Below are 25,947 nucleotides of genomic sequence, written 5' to 3'. Positions count from 1 at the left end.
CCATTGTGCCGGAGCCCCGTAGCCCGCCCGGAGGGCCCCGGGGCGCGCGGGAGGGGTGGACGAGAGGGGCGCAGAAGAGGGGCGCGCGAAAGGGTGGCGCACGCCGTGTCCTGAGCGCCTGCGCGGTGGCGGGCGCCGCTCTTCCTGGGGAAAGGCTCTGTCATATCAGCCACCCCCGTTCGCCAGGGGGCCGTTCGGGTGCACGGGCGGTGCGCGCGCGCCGGGCGGGGTGGCACGCTGGTGGACCATACGAACGGGACGCGAGCCCGACCTGGGGGCGAGGCGGACCGGCGGCAGGGACGGGGTGCCGTTATCGGGCGGGATCGGACGACGGCGGGTGGCTGGATGATGGACGCGAGCAGCGCGGCGCGGGAGCGGTCGACGGGCGGCGGGGGTGGGGGGAGCGATCCCGGCCTGGAGCGCCTGCGCCTGGACGAGCTGCGCGTCCTGCGCCGCGAGACCCTGGAGCAGGAGGCCGACCTCTCGTACCTGCGGCGCCTGCTGCACGGCCGGATGGACATCCTGCACGCCGAACTCGACCGCCGCGACCCCGGCGGGCCCCCCGGCGCCGATTCGGCCCCGACGGCGGAGGCACCGGGCCGGGAAGCGGGCCAGGCGGGCGGTGACCTGCTGGACCGGCTGCCGGCGATCCTCACCGACGCCCCCTCCACCGTGCGCCGCTCGGCCCGGCACGTCACCCTCGGCCCGCCGCGCACCCTGGACGCCCGGCTGGAGGCGGACGAGCTGATGGGCGACGTCCAGCTCGCCGACCTCGCCGCCCACCCGGCCGAGGACCTGGTGGCCGCGCTGGAGCGGCTGCGGGCGCACGAGCGCGAGGTGTCCGGCCGTCGCCAGCTGCTGCTGCGCACGGCGGACGGTTGCAACGCCGAGATGACCCGCAGGTACCGTGATGGGGAAGCACGGGTCGACGACCTGCTCGCGGGCGGCCCGCTCTGACCAGGTGAGGCCCCGCGCGCGGACGGGCCCGGGCTCGCCCCCCGGCTCACCCTCGCCCCGGAAGGCTCCTGCCATGCCCCAGCACGCCACCCCGCCCGTCCTCGCCGAGGTCGTCCGTTCGGGCTTCACCGAGGGCCGTCACCACGGTTCGCTGGTGCTGCTCGCCGCGGACGGCTCGGTCGAGTTCGCGCTCGGTGACCCGGACGCCCCGGTGTTCCCCCGCTCCACTGCCAAGCCCTTCCAGGCGGTGGCGACCCTGCGGGCCGGGCTGGCGATCGGGGGCGAGCTGCTGGCGCTGGCGGCCTCCAGCCACTCTGCGGAATCGTTTCACCTCGACGGCGTCCGGGCGATACTCGGCTCCGCCGGGCTGGACGAGAGCGCCCTGCGGACCCCCGCCGACCTCCCGCTGGACGAGACCGAGGCCGAACTGCTGCTGGCCTCCGGCGGCCGCCGCGCCCCGATCCTGATGGACTGCTCCGGCAAGCACGCCGGCTGGCTGGCCGCCTGCGTCGCCAACGGCTGGGACACCGAGGCCTACCTCGACCCGGCCCACCCCATCCAGCGGCTGGCCCAGGACGCCCTGGCGGAGAGCACCGGCGAGACCTCGGCCCACCTGGGCGTGGACGGCTGCGGCGCGCCCCTGCTCACCGTCTCGCTGACCGGCCTGGCGCGCGGCTACCGGGCCCTGGTGCTGGCCGCCGAGGGCACCGAGCAGCGCCGGGTGGCGGACGCGATGCGCGCCCACCCCGAGTACGTGGCCGGCACCCGCCGCGCCGACACCTGGCTGATGCGGGCCGTGCCGGGCGTGCTGTCCAAGATGGGCGCCGAGGCCGTCCAGGTGGTGGCGCTGCCCGACGGCCGGGCCCTCGCCTTCAAGATCGAGGACGGCGGCGAGCGGGCCCGCGGCCCCGTCCTGGCGGCGGCGCTGCGCCGGCTCGGGGTGAGCGGCGCGGACGAGACCCTGGAGCGGATCGGCGAGGCCGTGCTGCTGGGCGGCGGGGTGCCGGTCGGCCGGGTGCGGGCGGCCTTCTGACCTGGGCGTGCGCTGGGCCGGCGCCCGCCGGGGTGCGGGCGGGCGGACGGCGGTGCACGGTGGAGGACCGGGGGCCGTCGCACAGCTGAGGAGTCCGCCATGTCCGACCATGTGTACCGGGTGACCGAGATCGTCGGGTCCTCGACCGAGAGCGTCGACGCCGCGATCCGCAACGGGGTGGAACGGGCCTCCCGCACGCTGCGCAACCTCGACTGGTTCGAGGTCTCGCAGGTCCGGGGCCACCTGGAGGACGGCCGGGTCAAGCACTACCAGGTGTGCATCAAGGTCGGCTTCCGCCTCGAGGACTGAGCGGGCTGAGCCGGCTCTCGGTCCCACCCGGATTTGCCGACGGTCTGTCGGCAAATCCGCCCCGGGAACGCCAGAGGCCGGGGACCGCGGACGAATCCGTGGAACCCCGGCCTCAGGACCCGTCCCGACCGAGGAGATCGGAACGACGGCTCAGTGGCCGCCCTGGTCCGCCAGACGCTTGATCGAAGCGGTGACCTCGGCCTCGGCCTCGGTGCGGCCGACCCAGTTGGCACCCTCGACCGACTTGCCCGGCTCCAGGTCCTTGTAGACCTCGAAGAAGTGCTGGATCTCCAGGCGGTCGAACTCCGACACGTGGTGGATGTCGCGCAGGTGCTCCCAGCGCGGGTCCGTCGCCGGGACGCAGAGCAGCTTGTCGTCGCCGCCCGCCTCGTCGGTCATCTTGAACATGCCGATGGCGCGGCACTTGATCAGGCAACCGGGGAAGGTCGGCTCGTCCAGGATGACCAGGGCGTCCAGCGGGTCACCGTCGTCCGCCAGGGTGCCCTCGACGTAGCCGTAGTCGGCCGGGTAGCGGGTCGAGGTGAAGAGCATCCGGTCGAGCCGAAGACGGCCGGTCTCGTGGTCGACCTCGTACTTGTTACGAGAGCCCTTCGGGATTTCGATAAGGACGTCGAACTCCAACGGTTCCTCCAAGGTAGGTACTGACAGAATCCCAGTGTCTCCTACGGGAGTGGATGCTCGGGAAAGGGGCCGGTCGGTGGGAGCACGGGTGGGGGCGGCGCGCCGTCGCAGGGGGACGGCCGCCGGACTGTTCGGAGCGGCGGTGCTCGTCGCCGGGACGGTCCTGGGCGCGGGCGGTGCGTACGCGCAGCCTTCGCCGACGCCCGGCGGCCACAGCAGCCCGCACAACGGCAACGACGACCGGGACAACCAGGACGAGGGCCACGACGGGTCCACCGGCCGGGACGGCAAGAAGGGCGACCACGGCAAGGACAAGGGCAAGAGCCCGACCCGCCGGGCCGAGCAGCCCACCGCAGGCACCGGCGGGAGCGATGCCGCGGGCGCGCGCCCGGCGCCGGCCGCGGGCGCCGTCCTCGCCACCGCCGAGACCGGCCCCGAGGCCCCCGTCCCCACCTCGCAGGGCCTCCAGCAGGCCCTCGCCCCGCTGCTCGCCGACAAGAGCCTGGGCACCGTCAGCATCGCCGTCGCGGACGCCTCCGGCGGTCAACTCCTCTACGGGACGGGCGAGAACACCGCCTCCACCCCCGCCTCCACCACCAAGATCGCCACCTCGATCGCGGCCCTGTCCCTCCTCCCCGGCGACACCCGGCTGACCACCCGGGTGGTCAAGGGCGCCACGCCCGGAAGCATCACCCTCGTCGGCGGCGGGGATCCGACGCTCACCGCGCTGCCCGCCGACCAGGTGCAGATCGGCGGCCAGCCCGCCGACCCGGACACCGCCCCCGCCTCCCTCGACGACCTGGCCCGGCAGACCGCCGCCGCGCTCAAGGCCGCCGGCACCACCACCGTCGCGCTCGACTACGACCTCTCGCTGTACAGCGGCAACCCGCTGCACAAGTTCCACGACGACGACACCAACATCGCCCCGGTCGTCCCGCTGATGGCGGACGAGGGCCGGGTGGACCCGAAGAGCCGCGAGGACGCGCCCAAGCGGGTCCCCGACCCGGCCGCCTCCGCCGCCGAGGCGTTCGCCGGGCTGCTCAAGGCCCAGGGCGTCACCGTCGAGGGCAAGGCCAAGCCCGCCGGCGCCGCGGCCGCCGCCGACGCGCCCGTCCTCGGCCGGGTCGACTCGCCGACCATCGCCCGCCTGGTCGAACGGGCGCTCACCACCTCCGACAACCAGCTCGCCGAGGCGATCGCCCGCCAGGCCGCGATCGCCGGCCACCAGCCGGCCGGCTTCGAGGGCGCGGCCACCGCGGTGACCCAGGAGCTGACCAAGCTCGGCGTGCCGATGAGCGGCACCACCCTCAACGACGGCAGCGGGCTGAACCCGGGCAACGCCATCCCGCCCGTCGTCCTCACCCGGCTCCTGGCCCTGGCCGCCTCCGACCAGCACCCCGCGCTGCGCCCGGTCCTCGCGGGCCTGCCCGTCGCGGGCTTCACCGGCACCCTCGCCAAGCGCTACGGCCCGAACTCCGGCGCCGCCGACGCGGCCGGGCTGATCCGGGCCAAGACCGGCAGCCTCAACGGCGTCAACACCCTCGCCGGCACCGTGGTCGACGCGGACGGCCGCCTCCTCGCCTTCGCTGTCATGACGCACACCACCGCTCCCGCCGACACCGCCCGCGCCGCCCTCGACCGCATAGCCGCCCGCCTCGCCGCCTGCGGCTGCCACTGACCCGCCGCCGCCCCCGTCCCGCCGCCGCCCCCGTCCCGCCTCCGAGGGTCTTCCCGGCGTGCCCCGGGGGCGGTTCCGGAGGGCGGGAAGCGATCGTGGCGGGTGGCTGCCGCCGGTGGTGGGGAGCACGTACGGTGAGGGCATGACGAGCGCGAGCGGCGGGGCTGACATGGTCGACTGGAATCTCGCGGTCGCAACCGCGACCAGGTTGGTGCGCCCGGGGCCGGAGGTCAGCCGGGCGGAGGCGGCGGCCGTCGTCGCCGAGCTGCGCCGGCACGCCCTGGAGGCCGAGGAGCACGTCCGCGCGTTCACCGGGATGCGGTCGAGCAGCCTGGCGGCCGCCGCCGCGACGCCCGTCCTGGTGGTGGACCGCCCCGGCTGGGTGCGGGCCAACGTGGCCGGGTTCCGGACGGTCGTGCAGCCGCTGGTGGAGAAGCTGCGGGCGCGCCGGGCGGCCGGCGGTCCGGCGGCGGGGGTGTTCGGCTCGGTCGGGGAGAAGGCCACCGGGATCGAGGTCGGGGCGCTGCTGGCGTTCCTGTCGACGAAGGTGCTGGGCCAGTACGAGACCTTCGCCCCGGCGGAGCCCTCCCTGGAGGCGCCGGACAGCCCGGCGGCGCTGTTCGACAAGCCCCGGCTGGGCCCGGACGGCCCCGGGCCGGGCCGCCTGCTGCTGGTGGCGCCGAACATCGTGCACGTGGAGCGGGAGCTGGACGTCGACCCGTCCGACTTCCGGCTCTGGGTCTGCCTGCACGAGGAGACGCACCGGACGCAGTTCACGGCGGTGCCCTGGCTGCGGGACCACATCCAGTCCGAGGTGCAGTCCTTCCTCGCCGAGACGGACGTGGACCCGGGCGCGCTGCTGGAGCGGCTGCGCGACGCGGCGGGCTCGCTGGGCGGCGCCCTGCCGGGCGGCGCGGGCGGCCGGGAGCGCGAGGGCGCCGGGTCGTCCAACCTGCTGGAGATCGTCCAGTCGCCCGCGCAGCGGGAGATCCTGGGCCGGCTGACGGCGGTGATGTCGCTGCTGGAGGGCCACGCGGACGTGGTGATGGACGGTGTGGGCCCGGCCGTGGTGCCGACCGTCGCGGAGATCCGGGAGAAGTTCCAGCAGCGCCGGGACCGCGGGGCGAACCGGCTGGACCTGATGCTGCGCCGGCTGCTGGGCATGGACGCGAAGCTGCGCCAGTACCAGGACGGGGCGGTGTTCGTGCGCGGGGTGGTCGAGCGGGTCGGGATGGAGGGGTTCAACCGGGTGTGGACCTCCCCGAACACGCTGCCGACCAAGGAGGAGATCCACGACCCGGCCGCCTGGGTCGCCCGCGTCGCCCGCTGACCCCTCCGAGGGGGCGAGCCGCGAGGCCCGCGGCGCCCTCATCCGCAAAGCGCCGCGTGGCGGTCAAACCCGCTCGTACGAGTGGTCCAATCCGGCAGGCCAAGGGTGAAGATACGTTTCTCCATTCACCCGAACGTGGGACGGTGGTCGTACCGGTGGCGAGGGTGGCGTAGCGGGCACCTCCTTTCTGCCACCATCTGTGAGCGCCCGGTAACGCGGCGCTCACAGGCTGCGCGGCTCCCCGCCGCGTCCGCCGCCGTCCTGTCCCCGACCTCCGCCGAGGAGTCGTCCGCCGTGGGCCCTCACCCCGCAGTCGCCGCGATACGCCTGGCCGTCCGCCGTACGCTCACCGAGCTGGCCGCCGAAGCCGGCTCCACCTTCACACCGCCCGCCCGCGCCCCCCGTGAGCGCCAGGCCGGCTCCCCGCTGGTGGGCGCCGCCCTCGGCACCACGCTGATCGGCAACGCCGCCCGCCACCCCTCGGGCCTGCCCCGCACCCCGGCCGCCCCCGGCTCGCCGCTGGTGCTCGTCGCCGTGAGCGGCGGCGCGGACTCCATGGCGCTGGCCATCGCCACCGCCTTCGAGGCCCCCAAGCTCGGCCTGCGGGTCGGCGCCGTCACCGTCGACCACGGCCTCCAGGACGGCTCCGGCGAGCGGGCCGCCCAGGTCGCCGAGCGGCTGCGCTCGCTGGGGCTGGACCCGGTCGAGGCCGTCCAGGTCCGCGTCGGCCGCGAGGGCGGCCCCGAGGCCGCCGCCCGGGACGCCCGCTACGCCGCGCTCGACGAGGCCGCCGAACGCCACCGCGCCGTCGCGGTGCTGCTCGGCCACACCCGCGACGACCAGGCCGAGACCGTCCTGCTGGGCCTGGCCCGAGGCTCGGGCTCCCGCTCGCTCGCCGGGATGCCGGCCCAGAAGGGCCGCTACCGCCGCCCGCTGCTGGAGCTGGACCGCGCCGCCACCCGGCAGGCGTGCTCGGCGCAGTCGATCCCCGTCTGGGACGACCCGCACAACTGTGATCCCGCCTACACCCGCTCCCGCGTGCGCCACGAGGTGCTGCCGGTGCTGGAGAAGCACCTGGGCGGCGGAGTGGTGGAGGCGCTGGCCCGTACCGCCCGGCTGTTCCGCGACGACGCCGACGCCCTCGACCAGTGGGCCTCCCTGGCGGAACGCGACCTCCGTACGGGCGAAGGCGCCCTGGACGCCGTGAAACTGGCCGAACTGCCCTCCGCCGTACGCCGCCGGGTGCTGCGCCGGGCCGCGCTGCGGGCGGGCTGTCCGGCCGGGGACCTGTTCGCGCGGCACCTGGAGACGATCGACCTGCTGGTCACCGGGTGGCGCGGCCAGGGGCCGCTGCACCTACCCGGGGGCGTCGAGGCCACCCGCAGGTGTGGCACGCTGGTCTTTCGGCGACAGGGCGACTGACGGGCAGGCATGCCCGGGGTGGCCGGCCGCCGGCCACACATACCCCGAACGTTTGAGGACGTATCCCCGGTGGACCAGAACGACATGGGCGCTGACCTCGCGAAGGTGCTCATCAGCAAGGACGAGATCGACGCCAAGCTCCTGGAGCTGGCCGAGCGCATCGACCGGGACTACGCAGGCAAGGACCTGCTGATCGTCGGCGTCCTCAAGGGGGCCGTGATGGTCATGGCCGATCTGGCCCGGGCCCTGCACTCGCAGGTGACCATGGACTGGATGGCCGTCTCGTCCTACGGGATGGGCACCAAGTCCTCGGGCGTGGTGCGTATCCTCAAGGACCTGGACACCGACATCGCCGGCCGTGACGTCCTGATCGTCGAGGACATCATCGACTCCGGCCTGACGCTGTCCTGGCTCCTGGGCAACCTGGGCTCCCGCGGTCCGGCCTCGCTGGAGGTCTGCGCCCTGCTGCGCAAGCCCGACGCGGCCAAGGTCGAGATCGACGTGAAGTACGTCGGCTTCGACATTCCCAACGAGTTCGTGGTGGGCTACGGCCTGGACTACGCGGAGAAGCTGCGTAACCTCCCCTTCATCGGCACCCTCGCCCCGCACGTCTACGGCGGCTGAGGACCCCGTTCGGGCGATCGGCGGGAACAGGAGCCCGCTCCCGCCCGTTGGACCGTGGGGACAAAGAACGACAACCGTGTCGCCGTGCTCCCGCCATGGGCGGGTCGGACTGCGGTACGGTCCCATAAACCGCTCTTCACATGAGCAATGACCGTATGCGCCGGGTCGGCACACAGCCCCCCGGAGCCGTTGAGTGGCAGGAGGGACGGGGCGGCAACGCCCCGCATGGATGGACGTTAAGCGATACTTCCGTGCGCCGATCATGTGGATCGTGCTGGCCGTCCTCGCCGTCATCGTTTTGATGCAGGTCGTTTCGGATTCGAACGGCTACAAGACGGTGGACACCGGTCAGGTGGTCGCAGCGATCGACGCCAAGGACGTCAAGTCGGCGCAGATCACCACTGGTGACTCGAACACGATCAAGATCCAGCTGAAGGACGGCGCCAAGCTGTCGCCCGCCGGCACGGGCAAGGTCCCGTCGGGCAGCAAGTTCCAGGCCTCGTACATCGGGGACCAGGGCGTGGCGCTCGCCGAGAAGCTGCAGAACCAGGTCAACGCCAAGGACCCGAACACGCTCACCGAGGGCTACACCGTCAGCCCGGAGAAGCAGAGCACCCTCGTCAGCCTGATGCTGTCGATGCTGCCGATCGTGATCATCGTCCTGGTCTTCCTGTTCCTGATGAACCAGATGCAGGGCGGCGGCTCCCGGGTCATGCAGTTCGGCAAGTCCAAGGCCAAGCTGCTCACCAAGGACACCCCCAAGACCACCTTCGCGGACGTCGCGGGTGCGGACGAGGCGGTGGAGGAGCTCCACGAGATCAAGGAGTTCCTGCAGGAGCCGGCCAAGTTCCAGGCCGTCGGCGCCAAGATCCCCAAGGGCGTGCTGCTGTACGGCCCGCCCGGCACCGGCAAGACCCTCCTCGCGCGCGCCGTCGCCGGGGAGGCCGGGGTGCCGTTCTACTCGATCTCCGGCTCGGACTTCGTCGAGATGTTCGTCGGTGTCGGCGCCAGCCGTGTCCGCGACCTCTTCGAGCAGGCCAAGGCGAACGCCCCGGCGATCGTCTTCGTCGACGAGATCGACGCCGTCGGCCGGCACCGCGGTGCGGGCCTCGGCGGTGGCCACGACGAGCGCGAGCAGACCCTCAACCAGCTGCTCGTCGAGATGGACGGCTTCGACGTCAAGGGCGGCGTGATCCTGATCGCCGCGACCAACCGCCCCGACATCCTGGACCCGGCGCTGCTGCGCCCGGGCCGCTTCGACCGCCAGATCGCGGTGGAGCGCCCCGACCTCCAGGGCCGTCTGGACATCCTCAAGGTGCACCAGAAGGGCAAGCCGATCGCGCCCGACGTCGACCTCTCGGCCGTCGCCAAGCGCACCCCCGGCTTCACCGGCGCCGACCTGTCGAACGTGCTGAACGAGGCGGCCCTGCTGACCGCCCGTTCGGACAAGAAGCTGATCGACAACGGCATCCTGGACGAGGCGATCGACCGTGTCGTGGCCGGTCCGCAGAAGCGCACGCGGATCATGTCCGACAAGGAGAAGAAGATCACCGCGTACCACGAGGGCGGTCACGCCCTGGTCGCGGCGGCCTGTCAGTACAGCGACCCGGTGCACAAGATCACGATCCTGTCCCGCGGCCGGGCCCTCGGCTACACCATGGTGCTGCCGGACGAGGACAAGTACTCCACCACCCGCAACGAGATGCTCGACCAGCTGGCCTACATGCTGGGCGGGCGCGCGGCGGAGGAGCTGGTCTTCCACGACCCGACCACCGGTGCCTCCAACGACATCGAGAAGGCCACCGCCACGGCGCGGGCCATGGTCACCCAGTACGGCATGACCGAGCGCCTCGGTGCCATCAAGTTCGGCAGCGACAACTCGGAGCCGTTCCTGGGGCGCGAGATGGGCCACCAGCGCGACTACTCGGAAGAGGTCGCAGGGCTGGTCGACGAAGAGGTCAAGAAGCTCATCGAGAGCGCGCACAACGAGGCCTGGGAGATCCTGGTCGAGAACCGCGACGTGCTCGACAACCTCGTCCTGGAGCTCCTCGAGAAGGAGACCCTGAACAAGGAGCAGATCGCCGAGATCTTCGCGCCGATCGTCAAGCGCCCGCACCGTCCGGCCTGGACGGGTTCCGCGCGCCGGACGCCGTCGACCCGCCCGCCGGTGCAGTCGCCGAAGGAGCTGGCGCTGACCAACGGCGCCTCCGTCGGTGAGACCGCCGCGGTGGACGTCGTGAAGCTCCCGCCGCTCCAGGCCCCGGAGCACCCGACCGAGGGCTGATCGCGAGGGCTGCACCACCTGTACGGAATGGATGCCGCGTCACCGGGGTTTGTACCCTGGAGGCGCGGCATCCGTGCTGTTCAGCCCAAGTCGTCCCACACGTAAGCGAGGCCCGCATGATCGACCCGGTGACGCTCGACGGTTCGTCTGCCGTCGGCACCTTCGACCAGAAGCGGGCCGAGAACGCCGTCCGCGAGCTGCTGCTGGCCGTCGGGGAGGACCCGGACCGTGAGGGTCTGCTGGAGACCCCGGCCCGGGTGGCGCGGGCGTACAAAGAGATATTCGCGGGCCTGTGGCAGGAGCCGGAGGACGTCCTGACGACGACCTTCGACCTCGGGCACGACGAGATGGTGCTCGTGAAGGACATCGAGCTGACGTCCGTCTGCGAGCATCACCTGGTGCCGTTCCGCGGGGTGGCGCACGTCGGGTACATCCCGTCCGAGGCCGGCAAGATCACGGGCCTGTCCAAGCTCGCCCGGCTGGTCGACGTCTACGCCCGCCGCCCCCAGGTGCAGGAGCGGCTCACCAGCCAGGTCGCGGACGCGCTGATGCGGATCCTGGAGCCGCGCGGGGCGATCGTCGTCGTCGAGTGCGAGCACATGTGCATGTCGATGCGCGGCATCCGCAAGCCCGGCGCCAAGACCATCACCTCCTGCGTGCGCGGCCAGCTGCGCGACCCGGCCACCCGGGCCGAGGCGATGAGCCTCATCATCGGGCGATAGGGGCATCGGTCGGTAGGGCGGCGTTCAGAGCACCTCGCGCTCCGCGTGCGGCGGAGCCGGGGTGCCCAGGGCGTTGCGGCGCTCGGGCATCCGCAGGGCGACCATCCGCCGCCAGCCGTAGGCCCGGTCGTACAGGTAGAGCGCGTGCACCCCGAGGGTGACCACGGCGAGCTGCCAGCGCGGCCAGCGCAGGATCCTCGCCAGCCGGGAGGTCACCGCCAGGCCGACGTCCCGGTGGGTGCGGATCTCGCCGCGGGCGCAGGTCTCCAGGGCGTGGCGGATGTACGGGCCGTGGCCGGCCGCCCGCAGCCGCAGCAGCTCCTCGTGGCAGTACGCGAGGTGGTTGTCCTCGTCGGCGGAGATCATCCGCATCGCCCGGCCGAGGTCCGGGTTGTCGGCGTACGCCTTGACCAGCTGGCGCATCTGCTCGGCGGCGCGCTGCTCGGTGACCCGGCTGTGCGCCAGGTAGACGATGATCTCGCGCTCCGTCAGCGGGACGTCGCTGTTGAGCCGCTCGTGCGCCAGGCCGACGCCCTGGCGCTCCAGCAGCATGCAGTAGTCGGCGTCGTCCGGGACGGGCACCTTGGGCAGGCCCCGCTTGTTCAGCAGCTGGGAGAAGATCCGGCCGTGCTTGCGCTCGTCCGCGCCGTGCCGGGCGACCTTGGGGGCGAGGACCTCGTCCCGGGTGAGGGCGGTGATCCGCTCGTTCTCCCAGCCGCCCTGGTCCTCGCCGCCGGCCGCGATGCTGCAGAACAGCTGGTACGCCTGGTCGTTCCGGTAGATCTCGTCGAACAGCGATCTGGTGCTCAGCACGGCGCCTCCTGTGCGGACGGGCGGCGCCCGCGCCGGTCGGGCGGGCGGCCGCGATTCGTACCCCCGGGCCGCCGGGCGTCCCTACCGACCGGCGGGTAGTCACTCGCACGCCACAGACCGACCGGCACATGGGGGCGGCGTCGCGGCGTCCCCCATGTGCCGGTCGGTCTCAGCCGAGGTGCGTGCCCACCCATTCGAGGGAGGCCGGCAGCTCGCGGACCCAGCTCTCGAAGTTGTGGCCGCCGTCGTCCAGGTACAGCGACTCCACGCTGAACTGCGGACTGGCCGCGGACACCTGCTGGGCCTGCTCGACGAAGCGGACGGTCTGCGGGTAGTCCGCCTCCTTGCGGGTGGAGACCACCAGCATCGACAGCGGCGGGGCGGGGAGGTTCTGCAGCCGCCAGGACAGGTCGCTCTGCTGGGCGAGGGCCTTGTCGCCGTTGAAGAGGCTGCCGCCGGTGAACTGGTCCTCGTGCACGACGAAGTCCCCGTGGAGGCCCACCGCGCTGCCGTAGACGCCCGGGAAGCGCATCGCCAGGCGCATCGCGCAGCTGCCGCCGGTGGAGTAGCCGAAGACGGCCCAGGAGCCGGCCGTGCGGCCGGTGCGGTAGGTGGCGCGCAGCGCCTCGGGGACGTCCTTGACGAACCAGGTCTCGGCGCGCGGGCCGCCGGGGACGTCCACGCACTCGGTGTTGCGCGGCGGGGCGACGGTCGGCCGGGCCAGCACCACGATGGTGGGCGGCATCTTTCCGGTCTTCTGGAGCTCCGCGGCCGTCCTGACGACCGGCAGTTCCTTCATCAGGTTGAGCGTGGTGCCGGGGAAGCCGGCGATGGTCATCAGGACGGGGAAGCGGACCAGGGCGAACTTCGGGTCGAAGTACTCGGGCGGCAGGTAGACGAACATCTGGTCGGACATTCCGGTGTCCTTGCCGGTGACCCGGACGGACTCGACCTTGCCGGCCTCCTCGGGCGGGCCCTTGGGCAGGTCGGTCACGCTCTCCAGGCCGCCCTCGTTGGTCGGCTGGATCGGCGAGTCGGAGACCGGGGTGCCGCCCTTGTGGTTCTCGTTGCTGGTCAGCGCGAGCTTGGCGCCGCCGGGGTCGAGCAGGTCGTCCCAGGAGGTGTAGAACCCGAAGGAGTTGTTCACCGACAGCGCCAGGACCGCCAGGACCGAGGCTTGAGTGACCGTCATCAGGCCGATCCGGCCGAGCACCGGCAGCGGGCGCTGCCGTGCGAGGCGCGGCCAGAGCCACAGGGTCGTGACGAGAGCCGCGGCGCCGAGCGCGAGCAGCGAGTTCACCAGCAGGTCGCTGGTCAGTTCCATGCCGTCGGCCTTCCGGTGGGACACTGTCGATGCGGGATTCATCGTCTGGCGGCCCGTCAGGCCGGGCCACCGCAGCTAGGCTGTCCGGATGGCAGGGTGGGCCGGGAGGGTGGGGGAGAGCTCCGGCAACCGGCGCCCTAGAATGCGGCGTCCACCGTACGTAACCCGCCCGCGGGGGCCTCGGCGCGCCACGCGGCCGCGGGCCACCGCTCCCACCGCCGGCTCAACCCGCAGCGCCGCCACCGCCCCGGTTTACCGACCGTTTCCGGGTCCTTGGTATGCGCATTGCCTGATGAAGGAATAGGCATGAAGGTCCATCACGCGTCGCCCACAGGGGTGACCGGACGCCGTCCCGCAGCCTCTACGCTGAGCACCCATGAGCGTTCCCGTGTCCGTTGAGCCGAGCCCCGAGCAGCCGCCGTCGCCCCGTCGCCGCGGTCTGCAGACGCTGCGCAACCAGGCGGCCGCCGTCCCGAGGTCCTGGCTCCCCGGCGCGGTCGGCTACGCCAGCCTGCTGATCGGGCTGGTGGACATCGCCAGCGCGGTGTTCCCCAAGCTGCGGCACACCAAGATGCACACCGTCGCCGGGCAGCTGCCGGGCGGCACCACCAGCCTGGCCGCGGTCGGCACGCTGATGGTCGGCATCCTGCTGGTGCCGCTGGCGCACGCGCTGCGCCGGCGCAAGCGGCGGGCCTGGCGCGCCGTGTGCGTGCTGCTGCCGCTCAGCGCCGCGCTGCACATCGTGCGCTGGCACCAGGTCGGCCCGGCGGTCGTCTCGCTGATCGTCCTCGCGGTGATGCTGGTGCACCAGCGCGAGTTCTACGCCAAGGCCGATCCGCGCACCCGCTGGGGCGCGGTGGTCAACCTCGTCGTGATGGGCGCCCTCAGCGCCCTGCTCGGCCTGGCGATCGTGTGGACCCGCACCAAGTACGAGGTCGGACACCCGGGCTTCGCCCAGCGGCTGCAGCACGTCGGGTACGGGCTGTTCGGCTTCGAGGGGCCGATCCGCTACACCAACGAGCGGATGTCCGACCTGGTCGCCTACCTGCTCGGGGGCCTGGGCCTGCTGACCGCCTTCACCACCGCCTACCTGGCGCTGCGCCCGGGCAAGCCGAAGCCGGAGCTCACCGTCGAGGACGAGGAGAAGGTCCGCGAGCTGCTCAAGCGCCACGGCGCGCGGGACTCGCTCGGCTACTTCGCGCTGCGCCGCGACAAGAGCGTGCTGTTCTCGCCCACCGGCAAGGCCGCGATCTCCTACCGCGTGGTCTCCGGCGTGATGCTGGCCTCCGGCGATCCCGTCGGCGACGTCGAGGCGTGGCCCGGCGCGATCAAGGTGTTCATGGCCGAGGCCCGCGAGCACGCCTGGGTGCCGGCCGCGGTGGGCTGCAGCGAGGTCGGCGGCGAGGTCTGGACCCGTGAGGCGGACCTGGACGCGCTGGAGCTGGGCGACGAGGCGATCGTCGACACCGCCACCTTCTCGCTCGCCGGGCGGGCCATGCGCAACGTGCGCCAGATGGTCAAGCGGATCGAGCGCAACGGCTACTCCTGCAAGGTGCGCCGGGTCTCCGACCTCACCGTCGAGGAGAAGTTCCGCATCGCCGACGCCGCCGCCCGCTGGCGCGGCACCGACACCGAGCGCGGCTTCTCGATGGCGCTGGGCCGCTTCGGCGACCCGCTGGACGACGACTGCGTGGTCGTCACCGCCCACAAGGCCCCCGAGGAGGGCGAGGAGGGCGACGACCTCAAGGCCGTGCTGCACTTCGTGCCCTGGGGGACGGACGGCATCTCGCTGGAGCTGATGCGCCGCGACCGCGCCGCCGACCCGGGCCTGAACGAGCTGCTGATCGTCGCCGCCCTGCAGGAGGTGGGCGCCATGGGCATCCGCCGGGTGTCGCTCAACTTCGCGATGTTCCGCTCGGCGCTGGCCCGCGGCGAGCGCATCGGTGCGGGCCCGGTGCTGCGCGCCTGGCGAGGGCTGCTGGTGTTCCTGTCGCGGTGGTTCCAGATCGAGTCGCTGTACAAGTTCAACGCCAAGTTCCAGCCCGAGTGGGAGCCGCGCTTCCTGGTCTTCCCGAACACCCGGGACCTGCCGCGGATCGGCTTCGCCGTGATGCAGGCGGAGGCCTTCATCACCCTCGGGATGCCGCGCTTCGGCCGCAAGCGCCAGCGCGAGGGCCTGATGCCCGTCCCGGCGGCCCGCGAGGTCACCGAGGCGGCCTGAGCGACCGCGCCCTGAACGGGGCCCCCGCCGGGAATCCCCGGCGGGGGCCCCGTTCGATAATGAGGGCATGAACAACTCGCCCTCGTACACCCTGCCGGCCGGGCTGCCGCGGCTCGGCCGCTGCGCCGTGATGGGCGTCGTCAACGTCACGCCCGACTCCTTCTCGGACGGCGGGCTCTGGCACGACCCCGCCAAGGCCATCGCGCACGGGCTCGCCCTGCGGGCGCGCGGCGCGGACCTGGTGGACGTCGGCGGGGAGTCGACCCGGCCCGGCTCGCAGCGGGTGCCCGAGGAGGAGGAGCTGCGCCGGGTGCTGCCGGTGGTCCGGGAGCTGTCCGCCGCGGGGGTGCCGGTGTCCGTGGACACCATGCGCGCCTCCGTGGCCGAGCAGGCGGTGGAGGCCGGCGCGGTGGTCGTCAACGACGTCTCCGGCGGGCTCGCCGACCCGGCGATGGCCCGGGTGGTCGCCGAGACCGGCGCGCCCTTCGTGGTGATGCACTGGCGGGGGCAGTCCGCCGACATGTACGCCGGGGCCGTCTACGGGGACGTGGTGCGCGACGTCGTCGGCGAGCTGACCGCCCGGATGGACGCCCTGGTGGCGGTCGGCGTCAAGGAGGAGCAGCTGATCCTCGACCCGGGCCTCGGCTTCGCCAAGACCGCCGAGCACAACTGGGCACTGCTCGGACGGCTCGACGCGCTCACCGCGCTCGGGCGCCCCGTCCTCGTCGCGGCTTCGCGCAAGCGGTTCCTGGGTACGCTGCTCGCCGACCCCGAAACCGGGGAGCTGCGCCCGGCGAGGGAGCGGGACGACGCGACCGCCGCCGTCTCGGTGCTCTCGGCCCAGGCGGGCGCCTGGGCGGTACGGGTGCACGACGTGTCCGGCACGGCGGACGCCGTCCGCGTGGTCGCGGCCTGGCAGCGCGCGGCGCGGCTGGGGTGAGGGAGGGTCTGTGGCAGGTGACGGCAGGGTGAGCGGCGGAACGGCCGGGAAGGCCCGGGAGGCGGACGTCGAGGCGGTGCTCGCCGCGAACCAGGCGCTCTACGAGGCGCTGGAGCGCGGTGACGTGGAGGCCGTCGAGAACGTCTGGCTCGGCGCGGCCGAAGCCGACGACAAGGGCGGCGTGGTGTGCGTGCACCCCGGCTGGCCCGTCTTGCGGGGCCGGGCGCAGGTGACGCGCTCGTACATGCTGATCATGATGAACACGGAGTACATCCAGTTCTTCCTGACGGATGTCGAGGCCGAGGTCCACGGTGATGTGGCCCTTGTCACGTGCACCGAGAACATCCTCTCCGGGGGTGAGTCCGAGGAGGAGGGGGAACTCGGACCGCTCGTGGGCGGAAAGGTGGTGTCGACGAATCTCTTCCGTCGTACCCCGGCGGGGTGGAAGCTCTGGTCGCACCACGGTTCACCCGTCCTGACCAGCGGTGACGAGGACGACGAGGACTGATTCCGGGCCGATTCCCGGAGCTGCGGGAAATCTCCTCGGCGTCGTCGCCGGGGAATTCCCGAGTGGTCACCGAACGTTCACGTCAATCGCCATTCCGGCGCGCGTGGCGACGGTTCGTGCCGGGTAGGACGGTCAGGCGTTGTCCGCGCCCGCGGGTAGATTCGAAACGGAGTGGCGGGCCGTGCCGCCCGCCTCCGCCCTGCCCGTTCACGCCGTTTTCCGGGCGGGCCCGTCCGACTGGGAGCAGTGATTCGTTTGCTGGACCGCGTCACCCTGCGGGGCCTGCGCGCCCGGGGCCACCACGGCGTCTTCGAGCGCGAGCGCGTCGAGGGCCAGACCTTCGTGGTCGATCTGGTGCTCCACCTGGACACCCGCCCCGCCGCGTCCGGAGACGACCTCACCCGCACGGCGCACTACGGCATCGTGGCCGAGGAGGTCACCGCGATCATCGCGGGGGAGCCGGTCGACCTGATCGAGACCCTGGCGCAGCGCATCGCCGACCAGTGCCTCAAGCACGAGGCGGTCGAGGAGGTCGAGGTCACCGTGCACAAGCCGGATGCCCCGATCACCGTGCCGTTCGACGACGTGACCGTGACCATCCACCGGGGCCGCGCATGACCCCCACCGCGCACCTGGTACCCGAGGCAGAGGACTTCCCCGATGAGCAGTGACCCGACCGCCGCGCCGAACGCGTTCGACCTGGAGAGCCGGGTGGACTCCGCCGACACCACGCTGCACGGGCAGCGCTGCGCGGTGATCGCCCTGGGCAGCAACCTGGGCAACCGGCTGGACACCCTGCAGGGGGCCGTCGACGCGCTGGCCGACACGCCCGGGCTGGCGATCAAGGCCGTCTCCGCGGTCTACGAGACCGAGGCGGTCGGCGGGCCCGAGGAGCAGCCGAACTACTACAACGCGGTCGTGGTGCTGCGCACCTCGCTGCCGCCGAAGGACCTCCTGGAGCGCGGCAACGCGATCGAGGACGCCTTCGGGCGGGTGCGGGAGGTCCGCTGGGGCCCGCGCACCCTGGACGTCGACATCCTGGCCTACGAGGGCGAGCTGAGCGACGACCCGGTGCTGCTGCTGCCGCACCCGCGCTCGCACGAGCGCGCGTTCGTGCTCGCGCCCTGGCTGGACGCCCAGCCGGAGGCCGAGGTGCCCGGCCACGGGCGGGTGGACGCGCTGCTGGCGGCGCTCGGCGGCGCGGACGCGCAGGGCGTCAAGCGGCGCGACGACATCCGGCTGACGCTGCCCGAGTAGGGCGGCACGGGCCTGCGGGCCGGGCCGGGAACCTCTCCCGGGAACTCCTCCCGGGAACTCCTCCCGGGAACTCCTTCGGGGGGCCCGGCCGTACGAGTAGATGTCCGCCCGGCCGGGCCCGGTACGGTGGCCTGGCGCCTCCGCGCCGGGCCGACCGGGGCGGCCGGCGGCTCCGACACCCCGGGAAGGACCTGCACCGCGTGAAGCTGCTTCGCCTCCGTCTGCTGATCGGCATCACCGCCGCCACGACGGCGCTGTCCTGGGCCGGCTCCAAGCTGTGGGCCTCGCTGGACACGCTGCCCGCGGTGCCGGCGGCCGCGCCGGTGGTGCTGGCGGCGGTGGCGGTGATCCTGCTGGCCACCGCGCTCTCGCTGCGCGCCCGCCTCAAGGCCGTGCGCGAGCGCCAGCCCGGGGCCAAGGGCGTGGACCCGCTGCTGGCGGCCCGCGCGGTGGTGCTGGGGCAGGCCAGCGCCCTGGTCTCGGCGGTGGTCACCGGCGTCTACGCGGGCGCCGGGATCTACCTGCTCGGCGAGCTGGACGTGTCGGCCCGCAAGGATCAGGCCGTCACGGCCGGGCTGGCGGTGCTGGCGGGGGCGGCGGTGATCGCGGCGGCGCTGTGGATCCAGCACGTGTGCAAGCTGCCCGAGAACCACGACGACCCGGGCGGGCCGGCGGCCTCGCACCGCTGAGACCCGCTGAGACCCGCTGAGACCCGCTGAGAGCCGCTGAGACGCGTGGGGAGTCGGCGGGAGTCGGGAGCCGCCGGGACGCGCTGTCAAGGGCCGGAGCGGGTCGGAGAGGGTCGAAGGGGACCCTGGGCTGACACGGCCCCAATTCGCACGCTAGTTTCTTGGCATGTCTCGCGGACGCCACCGTCATTCCTCCGTCCTCGGCCGGATCTTCCCCCCCACCGCCGCCGGCGTGCTCCTCGTGGCCGCTCTGGCCGCGTTGCTCGTCAGTCAGGACACCATCCTGGTGCGCTCGGTGGGCGTCGCGGCCGTGATCGCGACACTCGGCTTCGCACTGCTGCTGCGTCAGCGGGACCGGGCGGCCCGGGCGGCCGCCGAGACCGCCGCCGCGCAGCGGATGCGGGCCGAGGAGCGCTTCGAGGAGCAGCTGGCGGAGGCCGAGTACGCGGCGGAGGTCGCCGAGGAGCGGGCGACCAGGTTCGGGCGCCGGCTGACGGCGGAGAAGTCGCGGCTGGCGAAGGCCGAGACGGAGATCGCCCGGCTGCTGCGCGAGCGGGCCGTGACGGTGGCCGAGCAGGCGCTCAAGGAGGCCGAGGCGGCCCAGCGGGCGCTGGCCGCGAGCCGGCCCAAGCACCCGGCGAGCCCGGCGGCGTACGTCCGCGCGGCCTCGGTGCTGCGGCAGCTGGAGCGGCGGGCGGCCCAGCAGGAGTCCGAGCGGGAAGCCGGGCGGGAAGCCGGGCGGGCGCGTACGGCGGGTGCCGAGGTCGCGCTGAGGGCGCGTACCGCCCCGGCCGCGCAGGCGGCTCCTGCGCCCGCCGCGGTGGCCGTGCCGGCCCCGGTGGCGCCCTCGGTGCCCACCCCGGCGCAGGCGCCGGTGGCGGAGGCCCCCGAGCGGGCGACCCCGGTGCCGCCCGCGCCGGTGCGCCCGGCGCTGACGGCGACGGTCGGTCAGCTCGGCGGTACGCCGAACGCGGCGGCGGCGACGCCCGCCACGGTGGAGCGGCAGCGGCCGCGCCCGGGGCAGTCCGGGCAGGGGCGCGGGTCGGGCTTCAGCTTCTTCGGGCGCAACCCGGGGGCGGCCGTGAAGGCCGCCGCGCCGGCGCCGGCGGTGGGCAGCATCGCCGAGCTGGGCGAGCGGGCGGACCTGGCGGACGTGGTCGGGGACGAGGCGGTCGCGGCGAAGGCGAAGGCCGAGGCGGCGGCTTCCGCGGAGGTCGCCCCGAAGGCGGCTCCCCAGGCGGCCCCTCAGGCGGTCGCGACGGCCGGGGAGCAGCAGGCGGCGGGTGTGCCCGAGGTGGTGGACCTGACGCCGGAGGACGAGACGGAGCTGATCCAGCTTCCGGAGCTGCGCGCCTCGCGCTGAGCGTGAACGCCGAACGGCGCGGAGGGTCCTGGTGACCTTCCGCGCCGTTCGGCGTTCTCCGCGGGCGTCAGATCTGGACGCCGAAGTCCTGGGCGATGCCGGCCAGGCCGGAGGCGTAGCCCTGGCCGACCGCGCGGAACTTCCACTCGGCGCCGTTGCGGTACAGCTCGCCGAAGATCATCGCCGTCTCGGTGGCGGCGTCCTCGGAGAGGTCGTAGCGGGCGATCTCGGCGCCGCCGGCGGCGTTGACCACGCGGATGTAGGCGTTGCGGACCTGGCCGAAGTTCTGGCCGCGGGCGGTGCCGTCGTAGATGGTCACCGGGAAGGTGATCTTGACGGCCTCGGCGGGCAGGCCCGCGAGGTTGACGTTGATCGACTCGTCGTCGCCCGCGCCCTCACCGGTGCGGTTGTCGCCGGTGTGCACGACGGTGTTGTCCGGCGAGCTGGTGTTGTTGAAGAAGACGAAGTGCCCGTTGGTGAGCACCTTGCCGTCCGCGTTCAGGACGATCGCGCTGGCGTCGAGGTCGAATTCGGTGCCGGTGGTGGTGCGGACGTCCCAGCCCAGGCCGATGCTGACCGCGGACAGGCCGGGGGCCTCCTTGGTCAGCGAGACGTTGCCACCCTTGGTGAGGCTCACTGGCATGACGTTGCAGTCCCTTCGATCGCTCGCTTTTCCCGGGACAACGCGGTTCTTCGGGGGCTTGGTTCCGTGCCGGGCGGGAATTCTGCGTCAATTCCGCGCAAGGGCGTCATTGCGAGGCAAAGCCGGGGCAATGGAGCGGTCAGATGCGCGGGAATCGGCCCTGGAGCGTCCAGACGTTCGGGTTGTCGGCCAGGTCGGGGTGCATGTCGAAGAGGTCGGCGAGGGTGTCCTGGAGGAAGTCGCGGGCCTCGCGCCGCAGTTCGCTGTGGCGGACGACGGCGGGTGGCTCGTCGGGCAGCCAGGTGGCGGTGATCTCGACCCAGTTGAAGCGGCGGGCGAAGCGCAGCAGCTCGGTGTTCTGGGTGAAGTCGAGGTCGGCGGTCTGCACCCGGGCGGCGCGCGAGCCGTCGGGGTCGCGGTCCAGCTCCTCGGCGATGTCGCACAGCGCCCAGGCGAAGTCCAGGACGGGCACCCAGGCCCAGCGGGTGGAGAGTTCGGCGCCCTCGGCGTCCAGGTAGACGTCGCCGCAGAACAGGTCGTACCGCAGGGAGCGCACGGGGGCGGTGCGGTAGTCCGTCTGCGGGGGGTCGGGGAAGCGGTTGGAGAGGGAGTAGCCGAGCTCGATCACGTACGCCATTGTCGGGGGTCGGGGGCCGCCCGGGTAACCGGGCCCCGCCCCGAGCCGAAGGGCGCGCCGGCGCCGAAAGGGAGAAGCGAGGGAGCGACGGAGGAGCGAGGGAGCGCCGACCGTCGGCGCCGGGTCAAGAGCGCCCGGAGGCGAGCGGGCGAGTCATGGATAACCGGGTGACCTCGGCGGGGTGGGGCGGGAGAATGGGGGCATGCCTGAGCCCATTCGCGTACGGGGGTCGGTGGTCGTCCCCGACGCCGAGCTCGTCTGGCGCTTCTCACGTTCCTCCGGCCCCGGTGGCCAGCACGTCAACACCTCCGACTCCAAGGCCGAGCTGCGCTACGACCTGGCCGCCTCGAAGGCGCTGCCCGAGGTGTGGCGCGAGCGCGCGCTGGAGCGGCTGGCCCCGCGGCTGGTGGACGGCCGGGTGCTGGTGGTGACGGCCTCGGAGTTCCGTTCGCAGTGGCGCAACCGGGAGGCGGCCGCGGCGCGGCTGGCGGCGGTGCTGAGCGAGGCGTGCGCGCCGCCGCCGAAGAGCCGGCGGGCGACCAAGCCGAGCCGGGGGATGGTCGAGCGGCGGCTGTACAACAAGCGGCACCGCTCGGAGGTCAAGGAGGGGCGCAGGTCCCCGAAGGGCGAGTAGTCGTCACCCCAGGGCGCGGTAGCCGCCGTGGAAGTAGAGCAGGGGGCGGCCGCCGGGGGTGGGGACGGTGGCCTCCAGGACGCGGCCGACCAGCAGGGTGTGGTCGCCGGCCGCTATGCGCTGCTCGGTGCGGCACTCGACGGTGGCCAGGGCGCCCTCGATCAGCGGGGCGTCGCTGTGCGCGCCGCGGCGGTGCGGGGTGTCCGCGAACAGCAGCCGGTCGCTGAGGCGGCCCTTCATGGCGAAGCGGGAGCCGAGCGTCTTCTGCCCCTCGGCGAGCACCGAGACCGCCCAGGTGTCGGTGCGGGAGAGCACCTCGTCCATCCGGGAGTCCTCGCGCACCGAGATCAGCACCAGCGGCGGCTCCAGCGACACCGAGAGGAAGGACGTGGCGGTCATGCCGACGTCCTCGCCGTCCTCGGGGTCGTGGACGGTCACCAGGCTCACGCCGGCGGCGAGCTGGGAGAGTGCTGCCCGGAACTCGTCGGGCGTGGCGTGGGGGGCAGCTTCGGGCTGCGGGGACGGGTACACGTACCGCACGGTAGTCGTCACCCCGGTGGCGCGGTATCGGGCCCTGGTCGTAGGACCACCGGCGCAGCCGCGGGGTTACGGGCCGTGGCGGAGATCACGCCGGGATCACTCGCGGGGGTGAAGCGAGGGGACCGGCGGACGGCAGCCGTCTTCAGGGCGGGGGCGTACCGGTCGACCACGGGAATTGTCCTGATAGCGGACGATGTCCGGTTATGGGTGGATGAACTGATTAAGGGCGCATTAGTGCTATGTGATTTAAGTCACAACAGGTGGCCTATTGCTGACCGAGCGTGCCGAACGCTGTGCTCCCTGTGATTCAGTTCTTCTGGCAATCGGACGATAACCAATCAAGAACCATCCGAAGCAGCCGGGGAGCCCCCGCATGGAAGCCGAGTCGGAGCCGTACGTCCGTCTCGCGACCCTCCGCACCTTGCACCGGGTCGTGGCGGACCTCAACGCTGCCCGCAGCCTGGCGGGGACGCTGCAGGCCGTCGTCGAGGGCGCGGTGCACGGGCTCGGCTTCGACGCCGCCGCGGTCAGCCTCGTCCGCCCGGACGGCGACCTCGTGGTGGCGGCCGTCTGGGAGCTCGAGGAGAGCACCATGGGCGGCCCGTCCGTGCTGCTCGGCCAGGTCGGCTCCCGGGAGTCCTGGGACCGGCTGCTCGGCGTCAGCGACCACTGGGGCACCCTGCGCTTCCTCCCGTACGACCGCGGCTGGGCCGTCGCCGGCGACATCCCCCGCTGGATCGGGGACGGGCCGATGCCCGTCTACGCCAACGACTGGCACCCCGCCGACGGGCTGCTCGCCCCCATGTACAGCGCCGGCGGGGACCTGCTCGGCGTGCTCTCGGTGGACCGCCCGCGCAGCGGCAAGCGGCCCGGCGCGTGGACCCGCGAGGCCCTGGAGATGTTCTCCCTCCAGGCGTCCATCGCCATCGGCAACGCCCGCCTACGCGCGGAGATGCAACGCGCGCTGGCCAGGCTGGAGAAGGAGCAGCAGGCGCTGCGGGCCAGTGAGGAAAGCTTCCGCCAGGCCTTCGAGTACGCGCCCAGCGGCATGGCGATCACCGAACTGCACGGCGTCGGGCGCGGGCAGCTGACCCGCGTCAACGACGCGCTCTGCCGCCTGCTGGGCCGCCCCCGCGCCGTGCTGCGCCAGCAGAGCTTCGCCGACCTCGTCCACCCCGACGACCGCGCCCTGCTGGAGCGCACCAGCGCCGAGAGCGGCCGGGCGGAGCTGCGGCTCTCCCGGCGGGACGGCGGCTACCAGTGGGTCTGTCTGCGCAACTCGATCGTGGCGGACGCGGCCGAGGGCCCGAGCTTCCTGCTCACCCACGTCGAGGACATCGAGGACCGCAAGCGGCACGAGCTGCAGCTCGCCCACCGGGCCAGCCACGACGCGCTCACGGGCCTGCCCAACGGCGCCGAGCTCAAGGCCCGCCTCGCGCGCCGGCTCTGCGCGGAGGTGCCCTCCGGCGCGGTCGCCACCTCCGGCGGGCCGGTCGGCGGGCAGGTCGAGACGGCGTACCCGGCGGCGTACGCCCACCCGTCGGACTCGTACAGCGCGCACGCGGCCCACGACGCCCTGGAGGGCGCGGACCCGTACGGCGGGCCGGTGCACGGGTACGGGGAGGCGGACGGCCGGGCGCCGGCTGGCCTCGGCTACGGGGAGCACGTGCACGCCGTCGTCCCCGAGGACCAGGCGCCGGGCGGCGAGGCGTGGTCCGCGTCCTTCCGCGGCGGCGCGGCCGCGCAGGACAAGGGGCTCGCGGTGCTCTTCTGCGACCTGGACGGCTTCAAGTCGATCAACGACCGGTTCGGGCACAACGCGGGCGACTCGGTGCTGGTCGAGGTCGCCCGGCGGCTGAGCCAGGCCGTCCGGGACGGCGACACGGTGGCCCGGCTCGGCGGCGACGAGTTCGTGGTGCTGGCGGACGGCATCGGGCGCGAGGAGGCCAAGGACCTCGCCCACCGGCTGCGCAACGCGATCATCCCGCCGATGCGGATCGACGGCCGGGCGATGCGCGTCGGGGTGAGCCTGGGCGTCGGCTGGGCCGGCTGCGGGATGAGCATCGAGGAGGTGCTCCACACCGCGGACGAGCGGATGTACGACGAGAAGCGGGCCAGGGGCGGCGCGGTGCGCGGCGCGCGGGGGGAGCGCTCGCACCGGCGGGCGGGCTGACACGCCCTGGGATCGAGCCGGGGGCGCGCAGGTTACCCGTGGGTTGTCAAGGGTTCTTTCCCCGTCGTCGTGTACGGCAGGTAGGGTTCCGGCAGACGACAGCGTCCATGATCCGTGCCGCGGGCCCGCAGCCAGGCGGTGCCCACCGGATGGGGGAGTAGACCACCGTGACGACCGCCGGCAGCAACGGAGTGCCCGAGGGCCAGGGGGGCGGTGCCCCGCAGGACGACGACCCGTTCGGTTACCTGTACCGCCCGGCCGAAGGGTCCCCGGCGCCGGCCGAGCCGCAGCAGGGTGTGCCCCGGACCTCGTACAACCGCCCGATGGAGGTCGGACGCGCCCAGTACGGCCAGGCGCAGTACGGCCAGGCGCCGCGCGGGCCGCAGGCGCCGTACGAGCAGCAGGGGAACCCGCAGCAGTACGGCCAGCAGGGCCAGGCCCCGTACGGGCAGCAGCAGCCGCAGTACGGCCAGCAGCAGCCCGAGTACGGCGCCGCGCCGACCCAGCAGAACCGCTACGCCGAGCACTCCCGGCCGCAGCCGGGCGAGGAGCGGCCCGGCGACCGGCAGAGCAGCGGGCGCAGCAAGGGCGCGGTGATCGGCGCCGTCGCGGTGGTGGCGGCGATCGCCATCGGCGCCGGGATCGCGCTGTCCGGCAGCGACCCGGACACGACGGACAAGAACGCCAAGGGCGGCACCTCGACGGTCGCGCCGCCGGCCCCCACCGGCCCGGCCACGGGCACCACCGGCACCGGCACGCCCTCGGCGAGCGCCTCGGCCGGCTCGGGCTCCGGCACCGTGGACGCCGGGCAGCTCCAGGCGCAGAACGCGCCGCTGGGCAACGGCGTCAAGGGCGCCAAGTCCGCGGACGGCAGCTACCTGACGCTCCAGCCGGGCGGGTCGGTGACCTGGACCGGGGACATCCCCACGGCCGGGACGTACAAGCTGAACGTGCACTACAACTACGCCGGCGCGGACATCAAGGGCGCGGTCGCGGTGAACGGCAAGGACTGGCCGAACGGGATCACGTACAAGGTCTACGGCGGGACGGCGCCCAAGGACCAGACGGCCGCCTGGTTCAACACCTGGATACTGCCGCAGTTCCAGGCCGGGTCGAACACCGTGGCCTTCACGGTGCCGTCCGGGCCGGTGCTGATCGACCAGATCACCATCGAGCCGTACTCCGGCTAGCCGTAGCCGGGCCG

General features: G+C 73.3%; 25 protein-coding genes. 19 read left to right on the top strand and 6 right to left on the bottom strand.

What is annotated here, in order from left to right; all coding sequences use genetic code 11:
- Positions 1-345: 345 nt before the first annotated feature.
- The 3 genes from ACIBCA_RS26480 (at position 346) to ACIBCA_RS26470 (ending at position 2,299) form a co-directional block, all read left to right on the top strand.
- Positions 346-957, top strand: a complete 612-nt coding sequence (locus ACIBCA_RS26480; protein ID WP_396285490.1) for an ABC transporter substrate-binding protein — start codon at positions 346-348, stop codon at positions 955-957.
- A gap of 73 nt (positions 958-1,030) precedes the next feature.
- Positions 1,031-1,990, top strand: a complete 960-nt coding sequence (locus ACIBCA_RS26475; RefSeq protein ID WP_396285489.1) for an asparaginase — start codon at positions 1,031-1,033, stop codon at positions 1,988-1,990.
- A gap of 99 nt (positions 1,991-2,089) precedes the next feature.
- Positions 2,090-2,299: a dodecin gene (locus ACIBCA_RS26470; RefSeq protein ID WP_031064049.1), complete on the top strand. Its 210-nt coding sequence runs from the start codon at positions 2,090-2,092 to the stop codon at positions 2,297-2,299.
- Between the two features lie 150 nt (positions 2,300-2,449).
- Here the strand turns inward: ACIBCA_RS26470 and ACIBCA_RS26465 are convergent, their stop codons facing one another.
- The gene (locus tag ACIBCA_RS26465; RefSeq protein WP_396285534.1) at positions 2,450-2,941 is read right to left on the bottom strand and encodes an inorganic diphosphatase; all 492 of its coding nucleotides are present in this window, start codon (positions 2,939-2,941) and stop codon (positions 2,450-2,452) included.
- A gap of 76 nt (positions 2,942-3,017) precedes the next feature.
- Between ACIBCA_RS26465 and dacB the strand changes: the two genes are divergently transcribed.
- From dacB to folE, 6 genes are all read left to right on the top strand, one after another.
- Positions 3,018-4,619 (top strand): D-alanyl-D-alanine carboxypeptidase/D-alanyl-D-alanine-endopeptidase, encoded by a 1,602-nt coding sequence (gene dacB, locus ACIBCA_RS26460; protein WP_396285488.1) that lies wholly within the window; start codon positions 3,018-3,020, stop codon positions 4,617-4,619.
- Positions 4,620-4,761: 142 nt separating this feature from the next.
- A complete protein-coding gene (locus ACIBCA_RS26455) occupies positions 4,762-5,949 on the top strand; it encodes a zinc-dependent metalloprotease (protein WP_396285487.1) in 1,188 nt (395 codons plus the stop codon).
- A 294-nt stretch (positions 5,950-6,243) separates the two neighbouring features.
- Positions 6,244-7,371 (top strand): tRNA lysidine(34) synthetase TilS, encoded by a 1,128-nt coding sequence (gene tilS / locus ACIBCA_RS26450; protein WP_396285486.1) that lies wholly within the window; start codon positions 6,244-6,246, stop codon positions 7,369-7,371.
- Between the two features lie 69 nt (positions 7,372-7,440).
- Positions 7,441-7,995, top strand: coding sequence for a hypoxanthine phosphoribosyltransferase (gene hpt, locus ACIBCA_RS26445; protein WP_031064035.1), 555 nt, complete (start codon positions 7,441-7,443; stop codon positions 7,993-7,995).
- A gap of 229 nt (positions 7,996-8,224) precedes the next feature.
- Positions 8,225-10,279, top strand: coding sequence for an ATP-dependent zinc metalloprotease FtsH (gene ftsH, locus ACIBCA_RS26440; protein WP_396285485.1), 2,055 nt, complete (start codon positions 8,225-8,227; stop codon positions 10,277-10,279).
- A 116-nt stretch (positions 10,280-10,395) separates the two neighbouring features.
- Positions 10,396-11,001 carry a GTP cyclohydrolase I FolE gene (folE, locus tag ACIBCA_RS26435; RefSeq protein WP_396285484.1) on the top strand — a complete coding sequence of 202 codons (606 nt, stop codon included), beginning with the start codon at positions 10,396-10,398 and terminating at the stop codon, positions 10,999-11,001.
- 24 nt (positions 11,002-11,025) lie between these two features.
- Here folE and ACIBCA_RS26430 read toward each other — a convergent pair whose 3' ends face one another.
- Together ACIBCA_RS26430 and ACIBCA_RS26425 are read right to left on the bottom strand one after the other, a co-directional pair.
- On the bottom strand, positions 11,026-11,814 hold the full coding sequence (locus ACIBCA_RS26430) for a ferritin-like domain-containing protein (protein WP_396285483.1): 789 nt from the start codon (positions 11,812-11,814) through the stop codon (positions 11,026-11,028).
- A 169-nt stretch (positions 11,815-11,983) separates the two neighbouring features.
- A complete protein-coding gene (locus tag ACIBCA_RS26425; RefSeq protein ID WP_396285482.1) occupies positions 11,984-13,138 on the bottom strand; it encodes an alpha/beta hydrolase in 1,155 nt (384 codons plus the stop codon).
- A 376-nt stretch (positions 13,139-13,514) separates the two neighbouring features.
- On the opposite strand from ACIBCA_RS26425, the gene ACIBCA_RS26420 reads away from it, so the two are divergent.
- The 7 genes from ACIBCA_RS26420 (at position 13,515) to ACIBCA_RS26390 (ending at position 20,116) form a co-directional block, all read left to right on the top strand.
- A complete protein-coding gene (locus ACIBCA_RS26420) occupies positions 13,515-15,359 on the top strand; it encodes a phosphatidylglycerol lysyltransferase domain-containing protein (RefSeq protein WP_396285481.1) in 1,845 nt (614 codons plus the stop codon).
- Positions 15,360-15,426: 67 nt separating this feature from the next.
- Entirely contained in the window at positions 15,427-16,299 is an 873-nt protein-coding gene (gene folP, locus ACIBCA_RS26415; RefSeq protein ID WP_396285480.1) for a dihydropteroate synthase, read from the top strand.
- A 28-nt stretch (positions 16,300-16,327) separates the two neighbouring features.
- Positions 16,328-16,807 carry a nuclear transport factor 2 family protein gene (locus tag ACIBCA_RS26410; protein ID WP_396285479.1) on the top strand — a complete coding sequence of 160 codons (480 nt, stop codon included), beginning with the start codon at positions 16,328-16,330 and terminating at the stop codon, positions 16,805-16,807.
- Positions 16,808-17,065: 258 nt separating this feature from the next.
- Positions 17,066-17,425: a dihydroneopterin aldolase gene (gene folB / locus ACIBCA_RS26405; RefSeq protein WP_387891786.1), complete on the top strand. Its 360-nt coding sequence runs from the start codon at positions 17,066-17,068 to the stop codon at positions 17,423-17,425.
- A gap of 42 nt (positions 17,426-17,467) precedes the next feature.
- Entirely contained in the window at positions 17,468-18,064 is a 597-nt protein-coding gene (folK, locus tag ACIBCA_RS26400) for a 2-amino-4-hydroxy-6-hydroxymethyldihydropteridine diphosphokinase (protein ID WP_396285478.1), read from the top strand.
- A 200-nt stretch (positions 18,065-18,264) separates the two neighbouring features.
- Entirely contained in the window at positions 18,265-18,753 is a 489-nt protein-coding gene (locus tag ACIBCA_RS26395; protein ID WP_396285477.1) for a DUF3180 domain-containing protein, read from the top strand.
- 166 nt (positions 18,754-18,919) lie between these two features.
- The gene (locus ACIBCA_RS26390) at positions 18,920-20,116 is read left to right on the top strand and encodes a hypothetical protein (RefSeq protein WP_396285476.1); all 1,197 of its coding nucleotides are present in this window, start codon (positions 18,920-18,922) and stop codon (positions 20,114-20,116) included.
- 67 nt (positions 20,117-20,183) lie between these two features.
- Here ACIBCA_RS26390 and ACIBCA_RS26385 read toward each other — a convergent pair whose 3' ends face one another.
- Positions 20,184-20,759 carry a TerD family protein gene (locus tag ACIBCA_RS26385; RefSeq protein ID WP_396285475.1) on the bottom strand — a complete coding sequence of 192 codons (576 nt, stop codon included), beginning with the start codon at positions 20,757-20,759 and terminating at the stop codon, positions 20,184-20,186.
- A 139-nt stretch (positions 20,760-20,898) separates the two neighbouring features.
- Positions 20,899-21,396, bottom strand: coding sequence for a hypothetical protein (locus ACIBCA_RS26380; protein WP_396285474.1), 498 nt, complete (start codon positions 21,394-21,396; stop codon positions 20,899-20,901).
- Between the two features lie 202 nt (positions 21,397-21,598).
- Here ACIBCA_RS26380 and arfB point away from each other — a divergent pair, with 202 nt between their 5' ends.
- Positions 21,599-22,030, top strand: coding sequence for an alternative ribosome rescue aminoacyl-tRNA hydrolase ArfB (gene arfB / locus ACIBCA_RS26375; protein WP_396285473.1), 432 nt, complete (start codon positions 21,599-21,601; stop codon positions 22,028-22,030).
- A gap of 3 nt (positions 22,031-22,033) precedes the next feature.
- Here arfB and ACIBCA_RS26370 read toward each other — a convergent pair whose 3' ends face one another.
- Complete coding sequence (locus tag ACIBCA_RS26370) at positions 22,034-22,561, bottom strand: flavin reductase family protein (RefSeq protein WP_396285472.1); 528 nt, start codon at positions 22,559-22,561, stop codon at positions 22,034-22,036.
- Between the two features lie 382 nt (positions 22,562-22,943).
- Here ACIBCA_RS26370 and ACIBCA_RS26365 point away from each other — a divergent pair, with 382 nt between their 5' ends.
- Both ACIBCA_RS26365 and ACIBCA_RS26360 read left to right on the top strand, forming a co-directional pair.
- Positions 22,944-24,743: a diguanylate cyclase domain-containing protein gene (locus tag ACIBCA_RS26365; RefSeq protein ID WP_396285471.1), complete on the top strand. Its 1,800-nt coding sequence runs from the start codon at positions 22,944-22,946 to the stop codon at positions 24,741-24,743.
- Positions 24,744-24,910: 167 nt separating this feature from the next.
- Positions 24,911-25,933 carry a hypothetical protein gene (locus ACIBCA_RS26360; RefSeq protein WP_396285470.1) on the top strand — a complete coding sequence of 341 codons (1,023 nt, stop codon included), beginning with the start codon at positions 24,911-24,913 and terminating at the stop codon, positions 25,931-25,933.
- Positions 25,934-25,947: the final 14 nt, after the last annotated feature.

The sequence above is a fragment of the Kitasatospora sp. NPDC051170 genome, from assembly GCF_044455705.1.
In the GTDB taxonomy this organism is placed as follows: domain Bacteria; phylum Actinomycetota; class Actinomycetes; order Streptomycetales; family Streptomycetaceae; genus Kitasatospora.
This window is presented reverse-complemented; position numbering and strand designations above follow the sequence as displayed.